Annotated in this window: 22 protein-coding genes and 1 pseudogene; 5 read left to right on the forward strand and 18 right to left on the reverse strand. The window is 62.7% G+C overall.

The window, feature by feature from the left end:
- The first annotated feature begins 7 nt into the window (after positions 1–7).
- A complete protein-coding gene (locus ACH9L7_RS07940; protein WP_396613178.1) occupies positions 8–1,330 on the forward strand; it encodes a S8 family peptidase in 1,323 nt (440 codons plus the stop codon).
- Positions 1,331–1,463: 133 nt separating this feature from the next.
- The gene (locus ACH9L7_RS07945; RefSeq protein ID WP_396613179.1) at positions 1,464–2,516 is read left to right on the forward strand and encodes a hypothetical protein; all 1,053 of its coding nucleotides are present in this window, start codon (positions 1,464–1,466) and stop codon (positions 2,514–2,516) included.
- A gap of 49 nt (positions 2,517–2,565) precedes the next feature.
- Here ACH9L7_RS07945 and ACH9L7_RS07950 read toward each other — a convergent pair.
- Positions 2,566–2,777: pseudogene (locus tag ACH9L7_RS07950) on the reverse strand (MFS transporter); the annotation flags it as partial.
- Between the two features lie 125 nt (positions 2,778–2,902).
- Between ACH9L7_RS07950 and ACH9L7_RS07955 the strand changes: the two are divergent.
- Together ACH9L7_RS07955 and ACH9L7_RS07960 are read left to right on the forward strand one after the other, a co-directional pair.
- Positions 2,903–3,073, forward strand: coding sequence for a hypothetical protein (locus ACH9L7_RS07955; RefSeq protein ID WP_396613180.1), 171 nt, complete (start codon positions 2,903–2,905; stop codon positions 3,071–3,073).
- Positions 3,074–3,103: 30 nt separating this feature from the next.
- Positions 3,104–3,328, forward strand: a complete 225-nt coding sequence (locus ACH9L7_RS07960) for a hypothetical protein (protein WP_396613181.1) — start codon at positions 3,104–3,106, stop codon at positions 3,326–3,328.
- Positions 3,329–3,347: 19 nt separating this feature from the next.
- Here ACH9L7_RS07960 and ACH9L7_RS07965 read toward each other — a convergent pair whose 3' ends face one another.
- Together ACH9L7_RS07965 and ACH9L7_RS07970 are read right to left on the reverse strand one after the other, a co-directional pair.
- Entirely contained in the window at positions 3,348–4,130 is a 783-nt protein-coding gene (locus tag ACH9L7_RS07965; protein ID WP_396613182.1) for a CBS pair associated ParBc domain-containing protein, read from the reverse strand.
- 41 nt (positions 4,131–4,171) lie between these two features.
- A complete protein-coding gene (locus ACH9L7_RS07970; RefSeq protein WP_396613183.1) occupies positions 4,172–5,629 on the reverse strand; it encodes a DHH family phosphoesterase in 1,458 nt (485 codons plus the stop codon).
- Positions 5,630–5,719: 90 nt separating this feature from the next.
- Between ACH9L7_RS07970 and ACH9L7_RS07975 the strand changes: the two genes are divergently transcribed.
- A complete protein-coding gene (locus ACH9L7_RS07975; protein WP_396613184.1) occupies positions 5,720–6,103 on the forward strand; it encodes a hypothetical protein in 384 nt (127 codons plus the stop codon).
- 114 nt (positions 6,104–6,217) lie between these two features.
- Here ACH9L7_RS07975 and ACH9L7_RS07980 read toward each other — a convergent pair whose 3' ends face one another.
- From ACH9L7_RS07980 to ACH9L7_RS08050, 15 genes are all read right to left on the reverse strand, one after another.
- The gene (locus ACH9L7_RS07980) at positions 6,218–7,537 is read right to left on the reverse strand and encodes an RNA-guided endonuclease InsQ/TnpB family protein (protein WP_396613185.1); all 1,320 of its coding nucleotides are present in this window, start codon (positions 7,535–7,537) and stop codon (positions 6,218–6,220) included.
- A gap of 185 nt (positions 7,538–7,722) precedes the next feature.
- Positions 7,723–9,243, reverse strand: coding sequence for an NADH-quinone oxidoreductase subunit N (locus tag ACH9L7_RS07985; RefSeq protein WP_396613186.1), 1,521 nt, complete (start codon positions 9,241–9,243; stop codon positions 7,723–7,725).
- A complete protein-coding gene (locus ACH9L7_RS07990; protein ID WP_396613187.1) occupies positions 9,243–10,772 on the reverse strand; it encodes a NuoM family protein in 1,530 nt (509 codons plus the stop codon). Before ACH9L7_RS07990 ends, ACH9L7_RS07985 begins: the two co-directional genes overlap by 1 nt.
- A complete protein-coding gene (gene nuoL, locus ACH9L7_RS07995) occupies positions 10,769–12,805 on the reverse strand; it encodes an NADH-quinone oxidoreductase subunit L (RefSeq protein ID WP_396613188.1) in 2,037 nt (678 codons plus the stop codon). Before nuoL ends, ACH9L7_RS07990 begins: the two co-directional genes overlap by 4 nt.
- A 4-nt stretch (positions 12,806–12,809) precedes the next feature.
- Entirely contained in the window at positions 12,810–13,112 is a 303-nt protein-coding gene (nuoK, locus tag ACH9L7_RS08000; protein WP_007539052.1) for an NADH-quinone oxidoreductase subunit NuoK, read from the reverse strand.
- A complete protein-coding gene (locus ACH9L7_RS08005; protein ID WP_396613189.1) occupies positions 13,112–13,477 on the reverse strand; it encodes an NADH-quinone oxidoreductase subunit J in 366 nt (121 codons plus the stop codon). The genes nuoK and ACH9L7_RS08005 overlap by 1 nt, the downstream gene beginning before the upstream one ends.
- Positions 13,474–13,734 carry an NADH-quinone oxidoreductase subunit J gene (locus ACH9L7_RS08010; RefSeq protein ID WP_396613190.1) on the reverse strand — a complete coding sequence of 87 codons (261 nt, stop codon included), beginning with the start codon at positions 13,732–13,734 and terminating at the stop codon, positions 13,474–13,476. The genes ACH9L7_RS08005 and ACH9L7_RS08010 overlap by 4 nt, the downstream gene beginning before the upstream one ends.
- Before the next feature lie 105 nt (positions 13,735–13,839).
- Entirely contained in the window at positions 13,840–14,301 is a 462-nt protein-coding gene (locus ACH9L7_RS08015) for an NADH-quinone oxidoreductase subunit I (RefSeq protein WP_008323562.1), read from the reverse strand.
- Positions 14,298–15,353, reverse strand: a complete 1,056-nt coding sequence (locus tag ACH9L7_RS08020; protein WP_396613191.1) for an NADH-quinone oxidoreductase subunit H — start codon at positions 15,351–15,353, stop codon at positions 14,298–14,300. The genes ACH9L7_RS08015 and ACH9L7_RS08020 overlap by 4 nt, the downstream gene beginning before the upstream one ends.
- Positions 15,353–17,026 (reverse strand): NADH-quinone oxidoreductase subunit D, encoded by a 1,674-nt coding sequence (locus ACH9L7_RS08025; RefSeq protein WP_396613192.1) that lies wholly within the window; start codon positions 17,024–17,026, stop codon positions 15,353–15,355. The genes ACH9L7_RS08020 and ACH9L7_RS08025 overlap by 1 nt, the downstream gene beginning before the upstream one ends.
- Positions 17,023–17,724, reverse strand: coding sequence for an NADH-quinone oxidoreductase subunit B (locus tag ACH9L7_RS08030; protein WP_396613193.1), 702 nt, complete (start codon positions 17,722–17,724; stop codon positions 17,023–17,025). Before ACH9L7_RS08030 ends, ACH9L7_RS08025 begins: the two co-directional genes overlap by 4 nt.
- Entirely contained in the window at positions 17,721–18,134 is a 414-nt protein-coding gene (locus tag ACH9L7_RS08035) for an NADH-quinone oxidoreductase subunit A (protein WP_396613194.1), read from the reverse strand. The genes ACH9L7_RS08030 and ACH9L7_RS08035 overlap by 4 nt, the downstream gene beginning before the upstream one ends.
- Before the next feature lie 262 nt (positions 18,135–18,396).
- The gene (gene purE / locus ACH9L7_RS08040) at positions 18,397–19,008 is read right to left on the reverse strand and encodes a 5-(carboxyamino)imidazole ribonucleotide mutase (RefSeq protein ID WP_396613195.1); all 612 of its coding nucleotides are present in this window, start codon (positions 19,006–19,008) and stop codon (positions 18,397–18,399) included.
- A 60-nt stretch (positions 19,009–19,068) separates the two neighbouring features.
- Complete coding sequence (locus ACH9L7_RS08045) at positions 19,069–20,217, reverse strand: 5-(carboxyamino)imidazole ribonucleotide synthase (protein WP_396613196.1); 1,149 nt, start codon at positions 20,215–20,217, stop codon at positions 19,069–19,071.
- Positions 20,218–20,329: 112 nt separating this feature from the next.
- On the reverse strand, positions 20,330–22,078 hold the full coding sequence (locus ACH9L7_RS08050; RefSeq protein WP_396613197.1) for a flippase activity-associated protein Agl23: 1,749 nt from the start codon (positions 22,076–22,078) through the stop codon (positions 20,330–20,332).
- Positions 22,079–22,116: the final 38 nt, after the last annotated feature.

Here is a 22,116-nt window from a genome sequence, read left to right on the forward strand (position 1 = left end):
ACGTGGTATGCGTCCACAACGCAGACGTGATTTCCTGAAGACGAGTGGTGCCCTCCTCGGTGGACTCTTCGCGGGTTCGACCGTCGTCGCCGCCGAGCGAACCGACCGATTCGTCGTCAAGACGAACACGGTGTCCAGACTCGAACGCGCCGGTCTCGACGTGGTTTACGACCTCACTCCGGCCAACGTCGCAGTCGTCGAAGGAAGCGAATCCGACCTCTCCGGTGTGAGTTCGTCGTACGCCCCGGACATCGAGGTTCGCCTGCAGGAACCGGACGTAAACGGAAGTGCGCCAACAGAGGCGCACGACGAGCCAGGATATCCGGTTCAGTGGGACAAACAGGACCAGCAGATTCCCGACGTTCACGAGGTCACCCGTGGGGAGGGAACCCGCGTCGCCGTCATCGACACCGGTGTCGCCGCTTCCCACCCCGACCTCGAACACACCGTCAACGAATCGCTCTCGCGTGACTTCACCGGAGACGGCTTCGGTGCGGGCGTCCCCGCAGGCGGAAGCCACGGGACGCACTGTGCGGGTATTATCGCCGCAAACGACGCCAACGACGAGGGCGTCGTCGGCTCTGCCCCCGGAACGGAAATCGTCGATTGCCGCGTCTTTTCGACCACGGAGGGCGCGTCGTTCGCCGACATCCTCGCGGCGATTCTCTACAGCGTCGAAATCGGCTGTGACGCCGCCAACCTGAGCCTCGGCGCGTATCCGGTTCCCCGAGAGGCGAACGGTGACTTCTACGGCAAGGTGCTCAACAGCACGCTGACCTACGCGAACAAAGAGGGGACGGTCCTCGCTATCGCGGCGGGCAACGACTCGGCGGACCTCCAGCACGACAAGAACTTCATCAGCCTCCCGAACGAGGGCGCACAGGCGTTCAGCGTCGCTGCGACGGGACCGAAAGGGTTCATGTTCGATGCCGGTGACGACGCCGAAGGCCCCGAGAGTCCCGCGTTCTACACGAACTACGGAACGAACGCAATCGACATCGCCGCACCGGGCGGCGACGCACTCCTCGACGCCATCGAAACGCACCCCGACACGTGGTTCTTCGACCTCGTCTACAACACGCTGTCGACGCCGACCTACGAAAACGGCGAGTACGTCGGTGCGACCCACGAATACGGCTGGAAGGCGGGCACGTCGATGGCGACTCCACAGGTCGCCGCCGCCGTTGCACTCGTGAAATCCGTCAAGCCTGACCTCAACGCCAACCAGGTCAAATCCCTGCTGAAGAACACCGCGAGCGTCCCCGAGGGGTACGACAAGACGTACTACGGGTCCGGCTATCTCGACGTTCTCGCTGCCATCGAATCCTAACTGGGCTGACGTCCATCACCGAACGTCCATCACCGAACCGACCTTCTAACCGCCCGAGTTCGGCACGGGAGCACCCGTGCTAACACCTCGGTTCTCAAACACCTTTATGACGTGAGAAGGGTAATTCCACTCTATGAGTTGGAAAGCAATCGACGCCCTCGACGATGCACGTGACGCGACAGCGTCGCTTCTCCTCCCCTTCGATGCGGGTCGGTGGGCGCGCCTCGCGCTCATCGCCTTCTTCGTCGGCAGCATCGGCAGCGGCGGCGGGTCGTTCGGTAACTCTGGAAATACGGGATTCACGCTTCCGGGTGATACCGGCGGCGCACCGGGTGATATCCCGGTTGACTCACTCCCCGGGTTCGCCACCCCAGAGAACTTCGCCATCCTCGCCGCGGCTATCGTCGTAGTCGCTATCGTCTTCTTCCTCCTGTGGTCGTTCATCAGCGCGGTGATGCAGTTCGTCTTCGTCGATGGTGTCGTCTCGAAGGACGTTCGCATCCGCAAACCGTTCCACGAGCGCCTCGGTCTCGGTGCCAGACTGTTCGCGTTCAAGGTTGGTCTCGTCTTCGTTGCCTTGCTCCTCATCGGCATTCCGATTGCGGCGGTCCTACTCGGCGGTATCGCCCTCACGGGAGCAGTGTTCCTTCTCGCGATTCCGCTCGTTCTGCTCGCGCTCCTGCTGTTTTTCGTCCTCGCCCTCGTCCTCCAGTTGACGACCGACTTCGTCGTCCCGACGATGATTGCAGAGGACAAGCAGGTCATCTCGTCGTGGCGGCGGGTCGCACCCGTGTTCCGCGCTGAACTCTCCGAGTTCGGCCTGTACATCCTCGTCCGGTTCGTCCTCGGCATCCTCGCGGGCATCGGTATCGGCGTCGCAACCGCCCTCCTGTTACTGGTGGTCGCGATTCCCTTCGCCATCGTCGGCGGCGCGCTGTTCCTCGCACTCAACGCCGCCGGGTTCGGTATCTTCTCAGGCGTCTCACTCGTGTTACTCGGGGGTCTCGGACTCCTGTTCGGTCTCACGGCGCTCGCCGTTACCGCCCTCATCCAGATGCCCGTGGTGACGTTCTTCCGGTACTACTCGCTGTTCCTGCTCGGGAGCACCGACGACTCGCTGGACCTCGTCTCGCAGTTCCGCACCGAAGACGACTCGTCCACGCCTGAAGGCGCGGCACCGGCCTGAACTGACTGCGAAGACCTTCTGAACCGACTGCTATCGCCGCTCCGCTTTTTCACGCCGTCGTCGCCGCAATCACCCGGCGGTCCAGTCGGGCGAGCAACGCGACAATAGGGAGCAGCAACAGTCCGCCGACGACGAACGGTGCCCAGAACGCGATGCCGGTGTAGAGGCCGCCCGCGAGTACAGGCCGAACGTCCGAGCGAGGCTTCCCGCGCTCTGTGTGAGGCCGAACGCTCCGCCCTGTTCGTCGTCACCCGCCGAGCGCTCGGCGGGGATTCTCGACGGTCATCGTCCACACCCTTCGGCGGGCGGGTAGTACGCACACGAACTCCCGAATTTGTGGCGATAAGCAGTCATTAATTAAGCTATAGAACAGTATCTGTTGGTGTATGTCCCTCGAGTGGGTGTCGTACTTCACGTGCCACAGGTGCGGCCTGAAAAAGCCCTCATCCGAAGTGCCGTACGACCACCTCGGATACGCAATCTGCCCCGCCTGTGGTGCGGAGACGCGACCGGCGGCCACCACAGCGACTGGTGCGCAGAACGTCGCGGATGGGTAGGCACTTGTCGGCGGCCACGAATCGACGAGTATGAGTTGGACGGAGGTTCGTCGAGACGACCGTATCGTCGAGTGGGAACGAAGCGACGGGAACGCGACCATCCGGCTCCGTCGCGGGCCGAACGCGTGGCACGTCAGGTTCGACAGACTCCACCAGGGCCCGGACGGCCGCGCCTACGTGAGCGAGCAGTTCGGCGACGAAGCCGCCGCGCTCGACGCGGTTGCCTCGTGGAAAGACGCGTACGACGTTTCGTGAGACGGTCGAACGCCGCAGTTCACTGCAGGCGACGCGTACTCTCGACGAGCGGGTGACGCGCGTAATCGACGATGTCGATGTCGTCGATGGACGAGAGTCCCTCCTTTTCGGCCGTTCGCTGCATACCGAGTTCGATGGGGTCGTCGATGACGATGATGTAGGCGTCCATCGTCTCGATACCGGCGCGGTCCGCGGCGAGCACGCGGTGGTGGCCGTCTGCGAGGAGGTACGTCCCTTTGTTGTCGATGACGACGAGGGGTTCTGCCAGACCGCGGTTGAGTTCGTACCGGCGGCCCTCTAACTCGTCTGCGTACACGCGCGCCTGCGTCGGAATGAGGTCGGAAATCGGGACGGTTCGGCGCTCCTGGTGGACGGTGATGCCGTGTATCTGTTCGAGCGTCCGCATCAGTTTCCCGACCTTCTCCGGCGTCGCACGCTCGATTTGGCTCCGTATCACGTCCGTGTTCGAGATGATGCCGACGAGGTTGCCGGTGTCGTCGACGACGGGGAGTTTCTGGATGCCTGAGCGGAGAATCACGCGCGCGGCGTCGGTTACGTCCATATCCGGATGGGCGACGACCAAATCGGTCGCCATCACCGTGTCGATTTCCGCTCCCTCGTCGGCCAAGAGAATATCGCGGGCAGTCACGAAGCCTTCGACCTTTCGTCTGTCACAGACCGGAAATCCGTTGTGGCCGTCGCTTTCTGCGATGCGACGGGCGACATCTGCGACCGTGTCGCTCGGGGAGACGGTTTGAACCTCGCGCGTCATGTACTCCTTGACGGTCGCTTTAGCACTCATCTCCCCGACGTAGGGTGACCGACCGGAAAAACGTGTGGGCACTATTCGTCGAACGGGAATTCGAAGGCGACATCCGAATCGAGCGTCGGTGCCGACGGCGCGTGCTCGAGCGTCTCGAAGATACGCCCGGCGACGATGTCCGTCACGATGGTCGCAAGCGACTCGCGGGAACTTCCGCCGACGGCGTCGAGGATGCCGAGAGGAATCTGCGCGCCTGCCATGTCCGCGTGTCCACCCGCACTCCCGATTGAACCGAGCGCGTCACGCAACACCTCACCGAGGTCGACCTGTGAACCTCGCGTCCGTCCGGAGACGTAGACCGTTCCCTCCATCAGTCCGTAGACGACGGCGATGTCGACGCCTTCCATCCCGAGCAGATAGTCACACGCCTGTGCGATGGCGTCTCGGTCACGAACGTCACCGACGTTCGACGTGAGGACCGACCCCCGCCTGTCGCGGTTTGAAATAGCGCGTGCAAGCGTCTCCATGGTCTCGGAAGTCATACTCGGCGTCTCGACGCGCTGTAACAGGTCGGTGTCGACGTACGGAACGAGCGAGGCAGCGGCCTCGAAGTCGGCAGTCGACACTTCGCGGGTGAAGTCGTTGGTGTCGACGCGGATGCCAAACAGGAGGGCGGTTGCGACGCGCTCGTCGGGGGTGATACCGAGTCGGTCCAGATACTCGACGAGAATGGTACTCGTCGCACCGACCTGCCGCCGAAGGTCCACGTACGACGCCTCGATTGGTTCGCGTGGCGGATGGTGGTCGATGACGATATCGACGACCGTGTCGGGTGGTAGGCGGTCATTAACGCCCGGCCGCGAGTGGTCGACCAGCGCGATGCCGTCGAACGCGTCGAGGTTCGGCGTCTCTTCGAACTCGTGTAAGTCTAACCCGAGGAGGTTCACGAGCGCGCGGTTCTCCTGATGGCTAATATCCCCGAAGTAGCACGCCCTCGCCTCGACGTTCGCGCGCTCTGCAATCGCCTGCAACGCCACCGCGGATGCGATGGCGTCCGGGTCCGGGTTGTCGTGCATCACAATCGCCAGCGGGCCGCCGATGTTCCGAAGCACCCGCATGAGACGGTAGATGCGTTCGCTCTGTGACGTGCCGATAGCGTCGTCGATGCAGTCGAGAACAGCCTTCCGCGGGTCGATTATCTCGTCTGCGAGTTCGACGAGTTCGTCACGAATCGCCTGTGATGGTCCCCCACCGAGGTGGGCGACGAGAACCGCGTCGGGAAATTTGTCGCGGGCGGCAAGCGCTGCGTCCCGGTTCTGCACCGGGTCGTCTCCAGCAACGACGATTACCCCAGCCGAATCGGGAAACGTCTCAGCGTCGGTCGGGTCGCCGGGGGTGGCGTCGATACCATCGGTACGCAGGTCCTCGGCGCGGCCCTTCCGGTCGGTAATGACCGTCAACGAACCGGGGCGGGCGGCGAGCGTGGCCAACAGGTCACCGCCGAGGAGACTGCACCCGAGAACCAGGCGACGTACCATACCCCGATGGTCGGTCTCTGGCCGCAAAACCCTACCGTCATTCAGTTCGCCGATGCTGTTATGGTGTGTGATGACATGACAAAAAATAGGATGGAGCTCGAATCTCAACTCGTCTCTGACTCTCTCTCGGAGTCACTCGTCCGGGCGTGTCGAACAACCGTTGGCGACGACCTTCGCAGCGTCACCTACTTCACCCCCGAGAGATGCGAACAGATATATCTCCGGGCGGACCTCGAAGCCGACGCCGACCTCGCGGGGTTCGTCGAACACGAAACCGACGGATTCCACGCACGAACGGCGTACAAAGGCTCGGAACTCGGAAACTACCGCTACACCGTTCGCGCGTTCGACCACGGGTACATGACGCGTGTCACGGTTGCTGACGCTGGCGTCTTCGTCACTACTGACGGCCTGACGCTCAGGCGCTCCGAAGAGCTCGCGTCGGCACTCGCAGAGTTGCTGCAGTCCAGTTGACATCCTCCCGCGCCTGAAGACGTCCCCAGAACGCGAAGCGTTCTGGTGGGCGGACGAGACCATTGGTCTCGTCAACGCGGGAATCCCACGGCACTGCACCGCTGAGTTGGGATATTAAGGTTCGCGGTTAGCAACCTGTTCTCGTGGGGCGAAACAGCCCTCACTACGGTCGAACAGGTGAACCGCTGGCTGTGCCAACCAGCCGTTATCCCTATCACCGCCCCCAGAATGCTTCGAATTCTGGTGTGCGGACGAGACGCGACGCGTCTCGTCACCGCCGTCCGTGGCGAGACTCGGGAGTACCTTTTGTCGAATGTTCTCCGCACCATTCACGTCCGCGTTCGCAACCGTATCGCACTTCTCACAGACGTACAGTCCGCGTTCAACGCGCTGATTGTCGTCGATATGTCCACACGTCGAACACGACTTCGACGTATCGCGTTCGGACACTAACTCCACGTCGATTCCTTTGGCTTCCGCCTTGTAGTCGAGTAGCGTCGTGAAGCGGTCGAACGCCCACCCGTGCAAGTCGAGATTGCCGTGGGCGCCCCAATTCCGAGGTTCGCCGTTCTCGTCGTCCTCGCGGATACCGCCGAGGTCGCCCACGACAACCGTTCCGACCGCCCGTTCGACACACTCCTCTACGATTGCTTTCGAGAGGGCGTGCAAGAAGTGCGTCCGGCGACCCGTTCGCTTGCGGTCAAGACGGGTGGCCTCTCGGGACGAGGAATCGTCGCATTTGGCTTTCTGCTTCGTGAAGTAGTATTCGTCCTCTTTGAGTGCGCCACCGGGGTACAACACTGACTCATCACCGAACGAGACGACGGCGAAGTTGCAAATCCCGAGGTCAACACCAGCCACCTCGTTGCCCGGCGGTTCCGGGTCGATGGTGGTGCGACAGACGAATTGAAGCCGCCACTCGTCTCGCTTGTAGATGGCACGAACCTGCTGAATGTCCCACTCGGTCAGGTCAACATCCGGGCGCGTCTGGTACTCGCACAGGATGAAGTCCGAGCGGTGTTCTTTGAGGTTGCGACCTTTGGAGAGACGGACGCGGGTGAACTGTGCGTCGTGCTTGAAGCCAGCCGCTTTGAACGACACAGTTGAACGCGGGTGAGAGTCTCCGTGTTTGCGGTAGCCGGGCGGTCGGGCACGGTCGTCGCCGTTCCGACGCTTGCCGAACCAGCCGTTGAACGCTTCAGCGAGTTCTTCGAGAACGCGCTGACTGGATTGAGAATGCAAGTCCGTGTAGCGTTCCTGGTCTTTGAGTTCCCCGTCATCGGGGATCTCGCCCGTTTCGTCCCACTGTTCTTGCGTGTAGTAGCGACCGACGTTCCAGAGTTTTGAGGCGGCCCATCCGAGTTGGTCGAGGTCGTCACAAACCTGGCGCTGGTTCGTGATAGTGGCCTCGAAGGTTCGGACGGTTCGGCTCATTTTCTGGCTTCATAACTGGTTATGGACGTCGTTCTCTTAATGGTGGTGGCGTGAAATATCCGACCTTGCCATCGACGGTGGATTGTGTAGGAATTGTCGGATTCACCCTGACCCTAAAGGGCCAGGTATTCTCCTTGATTCTGTATAAAGAAAGTCGACGATTCTTTTCAGACCGGGCAGTGCGCTCAGAAGAGCGCCGCTGCGACGGTCTGGGCCGTCTCGATGACGGGTTGGAAGCCGGGCAGGAGCAGGACCGTCCCCACGGCGGCGAAGACGACCGCACCGTAGAGACCGACCGGCTGGCTGCCGATTTCGAGCGACTTCGCTGGCTCTTCGATCCACATCGCCTTGACGACGCGGCTGTAGTAGAACAGCGACAGCGCACTGTTCATTGCGCCGACGGCGGCGAGCCACCAGAAGCCGGACTCGATGGCGGAGTAGAACAGGGCGTACTTCGAGACGAAGCCACCGAACGGCGGCAGCCCTGCCAGCGAGAACATGAAGACGGTCATCGCCGTCGCGGCGATGGGCGCCTTCGACGCGATGCCGTTGTAGTCCTCGAACGTGCGGCCGATGCCCCACTTTTCGACCATGGCGATGAACAGGAACGCACCCGTGTTCATGAAGCCGTAGACGAGCAGGTGGGCCATACTCGCGCCGAGCACGTTTCCGTTCGCGGCACCACCGTCGACGGTGATGGCCGCGAGACCGATGAGTGCGTAGCCAGCGTGGCCGATAGAGGAGTACGCAAGCATGCGCTTGACGTTCTCCTGCGTCGCCGCGGCGAAGTTACCGAGCGTCATCGTGACGACGGCGAGCACCGCGAAGAGCAGCGACCAGTCGACTGCACCGCCACCAATCGAGGAGACGGTTCCGAGCGGGAACGCGACGGTGAAGACGCGGAAGGCGACGGCGAAACCGGCCGCCTTCGACGCCGACGAGAGGAACGCGCTGATGGGTGCGGGTGCGCCCTCGTAGGCCTCCGGCGCCCAGAAGTGGAACGGGACGGAAGCAGTCTTGAACGCGAACCCACCGGCAATCATCAGCACACCGAGGCCGAGCACACCGACGAGTCCGTCGGCATTCGAGAGGTTGGCTGCGATGTCGGGAAGCACCAGCGACCCGGTGACGGCGAACACGAGGCTGATACCGAATGCGAACACCGCCGACGACAGCGCGCCGATGAGGAAGTACTTCAGGCCTGCCTCGACGCTGCCGCGGTTCCGCTTGAGGAACGCGACGAGCGCGTACGACGGCAGCGAGGCGAGTTCGAGGCTGACGAAGACCGTCGCCAGCGAGTTCGACATCGCCATGAGCGTCATCCCCGTGGCGGCGAGCATGACGAGCGAGTAGAACTCACCCTGATACCGCTCGCCAGCGAGGTAGTCGTACGATGCGACAGACACCATCGCCGCGACGCTGGTGAAGATGAGCGTGAAGAACAGGCTCATCCCGTCGACGATGAGCGCGTCACCGTACAGCGAGATTGCGCCGCCCGTGGACTCCATGCCGGTTCCGGCCGCGAGGAACCACGCAGCGACACCGCCCGCGGCGAGCGACCCGAGGGTCGCCGTGGTGGCGAGCAGTCCACTGTTAGTGCTGTCCGGGTCGATAGTGTCGATGGTCAACAAGAGCAGCGCCGTCACCGCGAGGATAATCGCAGGCGCCGTCGCCGTCCAGGTAGGTACGGTTTGCAGTGGCGTCATTAGAACGCACCTCCCAGTTCGAGAATCGGATTAACCGCGTCCTGAATCATGGTGAAGAAGATGTCCGGAGAGACACCGAGAATGATGGTGAGGAGCAGAAGCACCGCAAGCGGCGCCACGTCGTGGAACGGCGCTTCGGTGATTTCGTAGTCACCATCGAACTCGAACGGTCCGAACAGGGTCCGCTGCATCGCAAACAGCAGGTAGCCCGCGACGATGACGATACCGAACATCGCCGCACCGGTAAACAGCGGCATCGCCTCCATCACCGTGGACTCGAACGCGCCCTTGAAGATGAAGAACTCTGCCGCAAACCCGGCCATGAGCGGGAGACCCATGTACCCGAACGCACCAGCGGTGAAGATACCCGCCGTGACGGGCATTCTGTCGGCCATGCCGGACATGTCCGTCACCATGCGCGTGTGGGTCGTGTTGTAGATGACACCGACGGCCATGAACATCAGACCGGAGATGAGACCGTGGGCGACCATCTGGAAGGTCGCACCGCCGACGCCGTAGGTGGTGTAGGCGATGAGACCGAGGATGACGTACCCCATCGACGAGACGGAGGAGTACGCGACGATGCGCTTGAGGTCCTGCTGTGCCAGCGCGAGAAGTGCGCCGTAGATGACGCTTGCGACGGCGAGCAGGGCGATGGGCAGCGCGAAGCTTCGCGCCGTCTCCGGCAGCATCGTGAAGTTGAACCGGAGCAGGGCGTAGGTACCCATCTTCAGGAGGACCCCCGCCAGCATGACCGACACCGGCGTGGGTGCTTCAACGTGAGCGTCGGGAAGCCACGTGTGCAGCGGCGCGACGGGGACCTTCACCGCGAATCCGAAGAACATCGCGATGAAGGCGACCGACGCGAGCGCACCGGCCGAAAGACCGGCGAAGCCGCTGAGTTGACCGGCCTGCAACGCCTGCGCGATTTCGGGCAGGCGCAGCGACGTGATGGAGTCGCCGAGACCGAACACGAGGGAGATGAACCCGATGAACATCACGAGCGACGCGATGTTCGTGTAGACGAAGAACTTGATTGCCGCGTACTTGCGGCGGGGTCCGCCCCAGACACCGATGAGGAAGTACATCGGGACGAGGACGGCCTCCCAGAAGACGAACCAGACGAAGAAGTCGAGCGCCGTGAAGACGCCAAGCAGGTTCGCCTCCATGAAGAGCATCAGACCGAAGAACTGGGACTGACGCTCCGCGATGGGAGTCCACGCGCTGACGATAGCGAGCGTGGTGAGGATAGTGGTCAGGACGATAAGCGGCATGCTGATGCCGTCGACGCCGACCAACCAGTGGAGGTCGTACTGGCCGAGTTGCAGCCAGACGATGTCTGTCTCGAACGCGGCAGACCCGCCGAGAAGGGCGTTCCCGCTCGCGTCGTACTGTTGCCACATGTAGAGGCTCCCGACGACGGGAACCAGACTCAGCGCGAAGGCCGCCTTGCCGGCGTACCGGTCCGGCACGACGAAAGTGACCAGCGCGGCGAGGAACGTGACTGCGATGAGCGCTTCAATTATCATGCGAACCAACCTCCGATCAGACCGAGACCGAGGAGCAGCGCCGTCAGGCCGAGCGTGATCAGGGCGGCGTAGTTGCTCACCACACCGGTCTGGAGACGCTTCATGCGACTGCCAGTGAACAGGCTCACGCTGGAGATGCCGTTGACGACACCATCAACGATACCCTGGTCGAACTTGTCGAGGACGCGCGAGATAGGCTGGACGATGCTGTTTGCAATCCAGACCTGGTACTCGTCCTGGTAGTAGTTGTTGTACAGTACGGTCTTGATGCTCCCGAGCTTCTCCGTGTGTTCGACGGGTTCGGGGACGTTGTACAGACGGTAGGCGAGTCCGGCACCGGCGAGTGCGAGGCCGAGCGAGAGTGCGCCCGGACCGAGCGAGCCGATACCAGCCGGGTGGATACCCGCGCCCGCGTCGCTTTCAAGCACTTCGAGGTAGTGGTGCGCGGTCAGCGAGCCGAAGCCGTGGTCGAGCCAGTCGTGGAGGAACGCGAGGTGCATGCCCGTCAGTTCCTCGACCGGCGCCATGTTCACGAGACCAGCGACGGCCGCGAGCGTCCCGAGGACGATGAGCGGGAACTTGACGTTCCAGCGGACACCGTGGGGGTCGCGTGCCGTCTCAGTGCGCGGCTTCCCGTGGAAGGTGAGAAACACCATCCGGAAGGTGTAGAAGCCGGTGAAGAACACGGCGATGAGACCCATCGCGTACGCGACGAGGAGGATGGTTCCGAGACCGCCGTGGGTCCCGAGACCGTGGTTGAGTGCCTCGTAGAGGACTTCGTCCTTCGACCAGAAGCCCGCGAACGGGACGATACCCGCGAGCGCGAGCGAACCGGAGAGGAACGTGTAGTAGGTCACGGGCATCTTGTCCTTCAGACCGCCCATGTCCCACATGTTCTCGTTGTGGTGCATGGCGATGATGACCGAACCAGCACCGAGGAACAGGAGCGCCTTGAAGAAGGCGTGCGTCATGAGGTGGAACGTCGCCGCGACGTAGCCACCGGCACCGAGCCCGAGCATCATGTAGCCGTACTGGCTGATGGTCGAGTACGCGAGCACCTGCTTGATTTCGCGCTTGACGAGACCCATCGTCGCCGCCATCAGCGCGGTGAAGCCACCGATGAGGGCGATGATAGCGAGCGTCGTCGGAGTCAGCGCGTAGAAGCCGTACATCCGGGCGACGAGGTAGACACCGGCCGCAACCATCGTCGCTGCGTGGATGAGTGCAGAAACCGGGGTCGGACCTTCCATCGCGTCCGGAAGCCACGTGTGGAGGGGGAACTGCGCGGACTTCCCGACGACGCCTCCGAGAACGAGGAGGCCGACGACGGTGAACCACGCCTGTTCGCCCATGCCCAGGAACGTGTTGACCGAGTGTTCGCCGTGGAGCGCTTCCTCGGCGAGCACCGGGAAGGCTTCGGGGCCAGCGAAGGCCGCAGAGCCGAACGTCGCGAACACCGCGACGACGCCGATGAGGAAGAAGTAGTCACCGAAGCGGGTGACCAAGAATGCCTTCTTCGCCGCGCTCGGCGGGCCGTCCTGGCGGAACCAAAAGCCGATGAGCAAGTAGGAACACAGCCCCACAAGCTCGAAGAACATGAACGCCATGAGCAGGTTGTTCGAGACGACGAACCCGAGCATGGAGGCGCTGAACAGGCCGAGTGCGGCGTAGTACCGCGGGAGACCCGTCTCGCCCTCGTCGTTCATGTAACCGAGGCTGAAGACGTGGACGAGGAACGCGATGAGCGTCACGATGACCAGCATCATCGCCGACAGCGGGTCGATGAGGAGGCCGAATTTGAGCGTGACGGCGTCACCGACGCCGCTCGCCCACGTGTAGATGTGTTGGTTGTACGTCTGTCCACCGCTGACGGCGAAGAACGTCGCCACGGCGAGGGCGAGCGAGCCACCCGTCGCGGCGATGCCCGCCAGTGCGCCTCCCTTCGGCATGTACCGTCCCGCTCCGAGTGCAATCAGGAACGAGAGGAACGGGAGGAGGACGATGGCCGGAGCGAATTCGAGTATGCCTGCCATAAATTTACCACCTCATCGTGGTCGCCTTCGTGACATCCACACCGTCGAAGTTGCGGTACAGTACGAGGATGATACCGATACCGACCGCGACTTCGGCGGCGGCGAGTGCCATCGTGAAGAGACCGAACGTCTGGCCCGTCACGTTGCCCCAGTAGTAGGAGAACGCGACGAGGTTGATGTTTGCGGCGTTCAGCATCAGTTCGACCGACATCAGGAACAACAGCGCGTTCTTCCGGGTGAGAAGGCCGAAGATACCGATGCAGAACACGGCCGCCGACAGGACGAGGTAATACTGTCCGGGTACCATTAGTGGTCACCCTCCTCGTCGTCGAACAGCGTGCGCTTGAGTTCGCGGCCACCGTCGGTCAGGATGGTACGCATCGAGCCATCCTCGTCGCGGCGCGCGAGGAGGACGGCACCGACGAGTGCGCCGACGAGAACGAGGTCGATAATCTCGAACGCGACGAGCATACTCTCGCCTTCGACGCTGCCGAACTCGAGATTGAACATCGTATAGCCGATGCTCGCAGTCAGGTTGGCACCATCTGCGAACCCTTGTGGGTTCGGGAACGACGCACCGAGGAACACTGCCGCCATCACGGCGAACAGGCCAACGGCCGCCAGACCGGGCACGAGGTGCGAACCGAGCTTCAACTGCGGTTTCGTGGTCATGTGCTACTCACCTCCGGGTCGATACGCGTCAGCATCACGGCGAACGTGATGAGAATCAGCACCCCGCCGACGTAGACGAGGATTTGCATGGCGGCGAGGAACTCCGCCTGCAACATCACGTAATGCACCGCGACGCTCAAGAGCGCGCCCCCGAGCAGGAGTGCGGAATGCCAGATGTCCCGCACGAGGACGACGCCCAGGCTGCAGCCCACGGTGATGAGGGCGAACAGCGCGAACGCGAGGGTTTCATAAACCATTGTGTGTGTCTCCTTGAGATATCCCTTTGAACATTTCGAGAACGTCCTCAGCACCCCACAGCGGGTTGCAACGGACGAACCTCGGTCGATTCGTTCGTGGACATGTTACTGGTAGTCGACCTCTCGTTCACCTTCGCCAACCCACGCGTTGCGGTCGGGGTTGCGGGAGTTGAGCGGGTCGATATCCTTGTACCACGGGACGTTCTTGAGCTGTTCTTTGTTGTAGACGAAGTCGTTCTTGGTGTCCGCCGTGAACTCGAAGTTCTGCGTGAGCAAGATCGCGTCGACGGGGCAGACTTCCTCGCACAGGCGGCAGTAGATACACTGACCGATGTGCAGGTTGTACTGCTCGCCGTTGCGCTTGTCGTCCTGAACGATCTGAATCGTATCGTTCGGACAGACGTTCTCACACTGGCGACACCAGATACAACGCTCTTGACTGAACTTGTGGACACCGCGGAAGCGCGGGCTCACTTCGGGCGCTTGTTCAGGGTACTCGACCGTGAACGTCTGCCCGTCGAGCGCGTGCTTCAGCGTCACTGCCATGCCCTTCAGAATTCCAATCATGTAATCACCCCCACGATGATGGCCGTGAGAACCAGGTTAGCGAAGGACAGGACGAGCATGCCCTTCCAACCAATTTCGAGGAACTGGTCGACGCGAAGGCGCGGCACTGCGGACCGCGCCCACTGGGTGAACAGGAAGAACGCCCAGATTTTGATGATGAACCAGACGAACCCGGGCAGGAACGGACCTGCGGGCCCGCCGAGGAACAGCGTCGCCGCGATAGCGCCGCCGAGGAAGATGTGGATGAACTCACCGAGGTAGATGAGCACGAAGTAGATCGAGGAGTACTCGGTCTGATACCCGGCGACAATCTCGGTCGGTGCTTCGGGGATGTCGAACGGGTTACGTCCGACTTCTGCGAGGTTCGCGATGACGAACAGCACGAACGCGAACGGGTTCACGAACGCGAACCACGTCGGAATCGCCACACCACCAATGGACAGAAGCGGCTCTGCCTGTATGGCGACGATTTCGCTCATGCGGAGCGTCCCGGTGAAGATGACGACCGACGCTGCAGTGATAACGAGCGGAATTTCGTAGGCGATGTTGGCTGCCACGGCACGGAGCGCACCGATGAGCGAGAACTTGTTGTTCGACGCGTAGCCGGTCATCACGAGGCCGAGCGACGCAATCGAGGCCGCCGCGAACGCGAACGCGAGGCCGGTCTCGGGGTCTGCGAGTTGGATACCGCTTCCCATCGGGATGACGGCGAACCCGAGCAGTGCAGAGAACGGAATGACCATCGGGGCGATGTCCCATGCGGGACGGTCGACGCCCTCGGGGACGATGAGTTCCTTCGACATCAGTCGGACGGCGTCCGGGATAATCACGAGCAACCCGAACGGTCCGATGCGGTTGACTGCAATACGGTCACCGAACGCGGCGGTGATCTTCCGCTTCGCCCACGGACCGGCGATAGCCGTCGTGATGAGCATGATGTTGGCGACGATAAAGGCACCAATCAGCCCACCGACGACGTCGCCGAGGATACCTTCGAGACCCAGCAGTCCGCTGATGGTGTCCGGAAGGGTCGTCTGCAGTGTCGCAGCCATTAGCGGTCCACCTCACCGAGAACGATGTCGAGGCTCCCGAGCGATGCGATCATGTCCGGGATGTACTCACCCTCGGACATCTCGGGGAGCGTCTGGAGGTTCGAGAAGCACGGGCTCCGAATCTTGAAGCGTGCCGGTTTGTCGGTGCCGTCGGCCCGGATGTAGATACCGAGTTCGCCCTTCGCACCTTCGACGGCGCGGTAGATCTCGGTGTCTTCCTCGGGCTTGAGCGTGCGCGGCACGTTCGCCTGGATGTTCCGTTCGTCTTCCGGCCAGTCTTCGAGCAGGTCGACACACTGCTGGATAATCTTGGCCGACTCCTCGACTTCGCGCATGCGCACGAGCAGTCGCGAGAAGTTGTCGCACCCGTCTTCGACGACGACATCCCAGTCGAGTTTGTCGTAGTAGCCGTACGGGTCGTCGCGGCGAAGGTCGTAGTCGACACCGGAGCCACGAGCGACCGGTCCGGTCGCACCGTAGCTCTTTGCGACTTCCGGCGGCAGGACTCCAGTCCCGACGGTACGAGCTTGGAGAATCTCGTTCGAGGTGATCATGTCGTGGTACTCCTCGAGTGCCTCCGGCAGGTCGTCGAGGAAGTCACGAATCTTCTCGAAGAACTCCTCGCGCGGTTCGGGGAGGTCCCAGACGACGCCACCGAGACGGAAGTAGTTGAACATCATCCGCTGACCGGTGAGATCCTCCAGAAGGTTCTGGACGATTTCGCGGTCCCGCATGGCGTACATGAAGATAGCGGTGAAGTCGCCGTAGACGTCGAGCGCGAACGTACCGAGCGCAATCATGTGCGACGCGATGCGGCACAGTTCGGCGCTCATGGTGCGGATAATCTGTGCGTACTCCGGCACCTCGATATCCGCGAGGTCTTCTGCGGTGCGGGCGTAGGCCCACTCGTTCAGGAGACCGGCCGAGATGTAGTCCCAGCGGTCGGGGTACGGCATAATCTGGTGCCGGTAGGTCCCCTGCTGGCACATCTGCTCCTCACAGCGGTGCAGGTAGCCGATATCGGGGTCGAGGTCGACGACCTGCTCGCCGTCGACGACCGTCTCGACGTGCAGCACGCCGTGGGTCGCCGGGTGGTGTGGGCCGATGTTGATGTACATCGTGTTGCCCTGCTTACTGGTGTGGTCCCTTTCGAGCGGGTTCGCGTGTTCGCGCAGCGTCGAAATCTGTGGCCGGTCCTGATCGTAGTCCAGCCCCAGCGGGTGGCCCTGCCACGTGTCGGGCAGGAGGATGCGACGCAGGTCCGGGTGTCCCTCGTACTTGATGCCGACGAGGTCGTACGCCTCACGCTCGTGCCAGTCGGCCGTCCGGTAGACGGGTTCGGCGGTCTGACTGACCGGGTCGTCCTTCGAGGTGGGCACGACGACGCTGACTTCGTCCGTTCGGTCGTCGAACTTCGTGAGGTGGTAGATGGTCTCGTAGCGGTCTTCGTACTCCTCGGCGGTGACACACGAGAGGTGGTCGAAGTCCGCCTCGTCGCGGAGCTTGAAGAGCGCCTCCTGTACCTGGTCGGGGCGGATGACGAGACCCGGCGCGTTGAGGTGCTCTTCGCGACCGATGACGAGGTCGCCGAGCAGTTCTGCCAGTTCGTCTCCGCGGGTGAGGCCAGCCTCGATTTCGGCCGCCTCTTCGGGTTGTTGTTCTTCCAGGCTCATGGTGAATCAGCCCAGTTGTACCGCATGACGAGGTCGTCCTCGTCGATCTGTTCGGCGAGTTTGTCGACGATCTCGTCGCGCGGGAGGTCGCCGAACTGCTCCAGTTCGTACGGCTTGACCGTGACGGGACTGGACTCGCCGTTCGCGATACGCTCTTGGAGTTTTGCGATGCCGTAGATGAGCGCCTCCGGACGCGGCGGGCAACCGGGGATGTGGATGTCCACCGGGATGACCTCTTCTGCGCCCTTGATGACGTTGTAGCCCTCCTGGAACGGACCGCCGGAGATCGTACACGACCCCATGCCGACGACGAACTTCGGTTCGGCCATCTGGTCGTAGACGCGCTTCATACGCGGGGCGAACTTCGAGACAATCGTCCCGGGAACGATAATAACGTCCGCCTGTCGCGGGGATGCACGCGGCACACCGGCCGCGAAGCGGTCCAGGTCGTGCTTAATCGCGTACGTGTGCATCATCTCGATACTGCAGCAAGCGATACCGAACTGCAGCATGAACATCGAGGACCCACGAACCCAGTTCATGAAATTGTCGAACTTCGTGAGGATGAACGGCGACGAGCCGAACGCCTCCCGAAGCTTCGAGTTGAACCGGTCGTCCGAACCCGCCATGCGGGCGTCGCGGGTCTCGGTCTGTACCTGTGTATCGTCAGTGACGAATGGTTTCTGTTCGCTACTCATGCTTGCCTCTCTGTCTTACGACGGTTCGCCTGCGGGCTTTTGACCCACTTGACGGCGCCGTTGCGCCACGCCCACACGAGCCCGACGACGAGGACACCGATGAAAACGAGCATCGGCGTTAGAATCGTCCCCAGGGTCGCGCCCTGTTCGAGGGCAGAGCGGTAAATGACTGTCCACGGGAAAATGAGGACAGTCTCGATGTCGAACACGACGAACAGCAACGCGACCATGTAATACTGAATGTTAAACTGGACGCGCGCCGTGCCGGTCGGCACCTCACCACTCTCGTAGGTGGCACTCTTTCCTTGTTCCGGTACGCTGGGGCGCAGCATCGCCGACATTGCCATCATTACCAATGGTAGGCCGACAGCGACGACACCCATCGCACCGATTGCAATCCATTCACTCATGCCGTAGTCTCCCTGACGTGCGGCGGTTAGAAGCGCTCCCCTATAAACATTGATTTGTGTGTTTCGGGCGCGAGAAGCCTTCTATTTTGAAAATACGCGAGAGACGCTCGGAACGGTGGCCCGGGGACGTTTTGGGCCGAACAACCGGCCAACGACTCAGAAAAAGGACCCCTGAACTGAGGCGACACTCGTAAGCGGAAGTGACCGCGTCGCGTTCACTCGGACGGGGGTACACATTCGCTGCCGCTCGTAGACGGTGTCTCTACTCCGAGTCGCGGAAGCCGGAGACGCCGAGGCTGTGGAGTCGGGCCGAGGTGTCCGCCACGTCTGCGACGAGGTCTTCGTGGTACTCGACGAGTCGGGCTTCGAGTTCGTCGTACCCGCGCGAGAGCATCTGGACGGCCGAGAGGGCCGCGTTGAACGACTTGCCCGCGTCGACGGCGACGATAGGTGCACCCGTCGGCATGCCGATGACCGAATCGACCGACTTCTCTTGGACCGGAACACCGACGACGGGGATGGGATACGCGAGAGAGGCCGTCATGTTCGGCAGGTCCGCGGACTTCCCGCCCGCACCCGCGATGATGACTTCGATACCGCGGTCGGCCGCCGTCTCGCCGTAGGCGTACATCAGGTCGGGCGTCCGATGGGCGGAGACGACGTACGTCTCGTAGGTAAAGCGCGCTTCGGGCGCGTCGTCGAAGTCAGTCTGCTCGCCGAATCCGAGCGTGTCCAGCGCCTCGTGCGCACCGGACATCACGTCGAGGTCGGAGTCCGAGCCCATGATGATGCCCACGTCGGGCGTCGTCTCGGGGTCGGTGTCCGCGGCGGCCTGTGCGTGCAGTTCGTCGATGAGGTCTTGTTCTGTCGTCATGGGAACGCGGTGTGAAATGGGGGTGGTCGTCTCTCGGTCGAAGTGGGGACAGTCGTGTCGTCAGTCGAAGTACAGTCCGTCGCGAAGGTCTCTCGCGCGCGAAAGAAGTACTTCGAGGTCGGTTTCGGTGTCGCCGACGGCCGTGAGGTGGCCCATCTTGCGAAGCGGGCGCACCTCGTCTTTCCCGTACCAGTGCAGCGAGACGCCGGGCTCAGAAAGTGGGTCGTCGAGCCCACCGAGGTGGGCCGGACGCGTCTCGTCAACGGTCCCGAGGACGTTCGCCATCACGGTCGGAGAGCGGCGGTCGGTCGCACCGAGCGGCCATCCGAGAACGGCGCGGACGTGCTGTTCGAACTGCGAGCAGAGCGCGCCTTCGATGGTCCAGTGGCCAGAGTTGTGCGGGCGCGGTGCGACTTCGTTCACGAGGACGTCGCCCTCGCTCGTCTCGAACAGTTCGATGCCGAAGACGCCGCGGCCCGGCAGGTGCGAAAGCACTTCGCGGGCAACGCGGTCGGCCTCCTCGCGGACCTCGTCGGTCGTCCGGGCGGGGACGATGGTCTCGCGGAGAATCTCCGCTTCGTGGACGTTCTCGCCGACGGGGAACGTCCGAATCTCGCCGTCGCCGCGGACGCCAATGACCGAGAGTTCGCGCTCAAAATCGACGAACGCTTCGGCCATTGCGGGGCCGCCGACTTCCTCGATGGCGGCTTCCGCGTCGGTGGGGTCGGTGACGGGGACGTTCCCGCGGCCGTCGTAGCCACCGGTTCGAGCCTTCAGCATCACCGAACCGAACTCGTCGAGCGCGGCGCGAAGGTCTGCAGCGTCGTCGACGCGATGAAACGGCGGGATTGGAATCCCGGCCTCGCCGAAGGTGTCCTTCTGAATCAGTTTGTCCTCGATAGTCCGAAGCGCGTCGGGAGACGGGTGGACCTCGATTTCCTCCTCTACGGCGAGTTCGTCGAGCAGGTCGGGGTCGGCGAGTTCTATCTCGAACGTCAGTGCGTCGGCTCGCGCAGCGAGTTCCGCCATCGCGTCGGGGTCGTCGAACTCCCCGACGATTTGGTCGGCGACGTTCGCTGCGGGACAGTCCGGCGTCGGGTCGAGAACCACGACATCGACGCCGAGCGGCGAAGCGGCCTCGGCGAGCATGCGCCCGAGTTGGCCGCCGCCGACGACACCGAGCGTGGGTCCGGGTACGGTGACGGTCACAGTCGCCGGTTCAGTATATTGGTGCATAAACGTTGCCACCTCGGGTGGGAGAATATGCACATCCGTGGTCAAAAGGAGATGTGAGAAGTGGGTGGCTGCCTGACCGACTCGGTCAGGCTGTGGCGTTCGCCTGGTCGAGTGCGTCTCTGTCGATGAACACGACGACGTCCTCGCTCCAGAGTTTGAACGCGTGCTGGCGGACGACGTAGCCGTCGAGTTCGGATTCGAGTTCGTCTCGGTCCCACTCGTAGGCGACGACGACCGGCGGCGGGTTCTGTCCAATCTCGCTTGCGGGCGTCTCCGGTGCGCTGCTCGTCCGTTCTACGTCGGCACCCTCGAAGTACCACGGGAGCGGCAGCCGACTGTGCCACGACGGCCCGCCGAGCGGATTCGACTCGTCTTTGACGTAGAAGTGTGTCTCGTCGGCGTTGTTCGGCGGGTGCGTCCCGTACAGGAGCACGTCAGTACCGGGGTTGGCGGCGGAGACGGCCGCGATATCGTCGAGCGTCGGCTTCAGGTCGTTTTCGGGTTGCGCCCACTGGAGGACGACTTTGTCCTCGTCGGTGGAGGCGTTCCAGTAGTCGTGGTTTGCCGCGGCGACGCCGCCGACGGCGGCGAGTAAGACGAGGGCAGCGAGACCGATTCCGGCCGCGTCTTTCGTTTCGACCGCCGTGGTGGCCGCACGGAAGATGAAGGCGGCACCGACTGCTGCGGGGATAGCCAGCGGAACGACGGCGTGGACGACGACCCACGGGGCCTGAATGTCGGTCGCCAGCGGGTAGCCGAAGATGCTCACGACGCCCCAGTAGGTTGCGAAAGCGACCAACCATCGGAGGCGACCGGCGACGACGCCGTAGCGGTCGACGACGATGCCGACGAGTGCGAAGACGATGAGGACCGGCGCGCCGTAGACGAACGTTTCGAGGAAGTCCTTCAGATACGGGAGGTACTCGTGGGACTGGTGACCGCCGTCGAGCCAACTGCTCGCCATGCTCTCGGCTGCCCCGATAGACCCGGCTTGGATGACGCCGGGAAGCGCGCCGGGGTTCCCGAAGGCGTTCCACAGGTCGGGACGGGGCGCGTAGAAGAACACGAAAACGACGGCGAAGGCGGCGAGACCACCGAAGAGACCGGCACTAGCGCGGACAGCGCCCGAGGACAGGCTTCCAGCGCCGCGTCGTCGGAGTCGGTCTTTGATGGACTCGGGGAGTTCCGTAAAGAGGATGTCGCGGGCGGAGTCGCCAGCGGACGTTCGCGCGAGCAATCGGTGGTCGAAGACGAGCGCTCCGGCACCGAGGAAACACAGGAAATAGACGAGATAGTTCTCCTTCGTGGCCGCGCCCGTCGCAAACGAGATTCCCGCGGGGATGAGGTAGGCGAGGCGGCCGGTGTCGTACGCCCGGACGACGAACCCGAGGGCGACAAAGGAGAACGTCGCGACGAGCACGTCGTTGCGCATAAAGCGCGAGTAGTAGACGAGAAGCGGGTTGAACGCGAAGAAGAACGCGAGCGCAACCAGTTCGTCTCGGCGCAGGTGCTCGCGGAAGAGCCACACCGAAAGCGGCAGGAGGCCGCCGACGATAGCGACCGGGAGGCGTGCGGTGAAGTCGGTGGCGGGGAGCACCGCAAAGAGGTAGTCGTTGACGACGGGAAGGAAGGGGCCGTGGATGATAGGGCGGTAGGAAAACGAGCCTGTTTCGTGATAGCGGAGAATCCAGTAGCCGACGCGGCCTTCGTCCCAGTGGAAGACTCGGCCGCCGAGGCCGACCAGACGGACGAGGAGAGACGCGGCGACGATGCCGAAGACCGCGAGGAGGGCACGGGACCGAGTGACCATCCCGGACCCACTGTCTGTACTCATGTCCCTTCTTCCCGCCCCGAGAAATACAACTTTTGTGT

The organism is Haloferax sp. S1W (genome assembly GCF_044593955.1).
Lineage (GTDB): Archaea > Halobacteriota > Halobacteria > Halobacteriales > Haloferacaceae > Haloferax.

Excerpts from the sequence above, each read along its gene's own strand:
- ACH9L7_RS07980 (WP_396613185.1), bottom strand. The coding sequence starts at position 7,537 with ATGAGCCGAACCGTCCGAACCTTCGAGGCCACTATCACGAACCAGCGC.
- ACH9L7_RS08025 (WP_396613192.1), bottom strand. The coding sequence starts at position 17,026 with ATGAGCCTGGAAGAACAACAACCCGAAGAGGCGGCCGAAATCGAGGCT.
- ACH9L7_RS07975 (WP_396613184.1), top strand. The coding sequence starts at position 5,720 with ATGGAGCTCGAATCTCAACTCGTCTCTGACTCTCTCTCGGAGTCACTC.
- ACH9L7_RS08015 (WP_008323562.1), bottom strand. The coding sequence starts at position 14,301 with ATGATTGGAATTCTGAAGGGCATGGCAGTGACGCTGAAGCACGCGCTC.
- ACH9L7_RS08020 (WP_396613191.1), bottom strand. The coding sequence starts at position 15,353 with ATGGCTGCGACACTGCAGACGACCCTTCCGGACACCATCAGCGGACTG.
- ACH9L7_RS08005 (WP_396613189.1), bottom strand. The coding sequence starts at position 13,477 with ATGACCACGAAACCGCAGTTGAAGCTCGGTTCGCACCTCGTGCCCGGT.
- ACH9L7_RS08035 (WP_396613194.1), bottom strand. The coding sequence starts at position 18,134 with ATGAGTGAATGGATTGCAATCGGTGCGATGGGTGTCGTCGCTGTCGGC.
- ACH9L7_RS07985 (WP_396613186.1), bottom strand. The coding sequence starts at position 9,243 with ATGACGCCACTGCAAACCGTACCTACCTGGACGGCGACGGCGCCTGCG.
- nuoL (WP_396613188.1), bottom strand. The coding sequence starts at position 12,805 with ATGGCAGGCATACTCGAATTCGCTCCGGCCATCGTCCTCCTCCCGTTC.
- ACH9L7_RS07940 (WP_396613178.1), top strand. The coding sequence starts at position 8 with ATGCGTCCACAACGCAGACGTGATTTCCTGAAGACGAGTGGTGCCCTC.
- ACH9L7_RS08030 (WP_396613193.1), bottom strand. The coding sequence starts at position 17,724 with ATGAGTAGCGAACAGAAACCATTCGTCACTGACGATACACAGGTACAG.
- ACH9L7_RS08050 (WP_396613197.1), bottom strand. The coding sequence starts at position 22,078 with ATGAGTACAGACAGTGGGTCCGGGATGGTCACTCGGTCCCGTGCCCTC.
- ACH9L7_RS07965 (WP_396613182.1), bottom strand. The coding sequence starts at position 4,130 with ATGAGTGCTAAAGCGACCGTCAAGGAGTACATGACGCGCGAGGTTCAA.
- purE (WP_396613195.1), bottom strand. The coding sequence starts at position 19,008 with ATGACGACAGAACAAGACCTCATCGACGAACTGCACGCACAGGCCGCC.
- ACH9L7_RS07970 (WP_396613183.1), bottom strand. The coding sequence starts at position 5,629 with ATGGTACGTCGCCTGGTTCTCGGGTGCAGTCTCCTCGGCGGTGACCTG.
- nuoK (WP_007539052.1), bottom strand. The coding sequence starts at position 13,112 with ATGGTACCCGGACAGTATTACCTCGTCCTGTCGGCGGCCGTGTTCTGC.
- ACH9L7_RS07945 (WP_396613179.1), top strand. The coding sequence starts at position 1,464 with ATGAGTTGGAAAGCAATCGACGCCCTCGACGATGCACGTGACGCGACA.
- ACH9L7_RS08010 (WP_396613190.1), bottom strand. The coding sequence starts at position 13,734 with ATGGTTTATGAAACCCTCGCGTTCGCGCTGTTCGCCCTCATCACCGTG.
- ACH9L7_RS07990 (WP_396613187.1), bottom strand. The coding sequence starts at position 10,772 with ATGATAATTGAAGCGCTCATCGCAGTCACGTTCCTCGCCGCGCTGGTC.
- ACH9L7_RS07960 (WP_396613181.1), top strand. The coding sequence starts at position 3,104 with ATGAGTTGGACGGAGGTTCGTCGAGACGACCGTATCGTCGAGTGGGAA.
- ACH9L7_RS07955 (WP_396613180.1), top strand. The coding sequence starts at position 2,903 with ATGTCCCTCGAGTGGGTGTCGTACTTCACGTGCCACAGGTGCGGCCTG.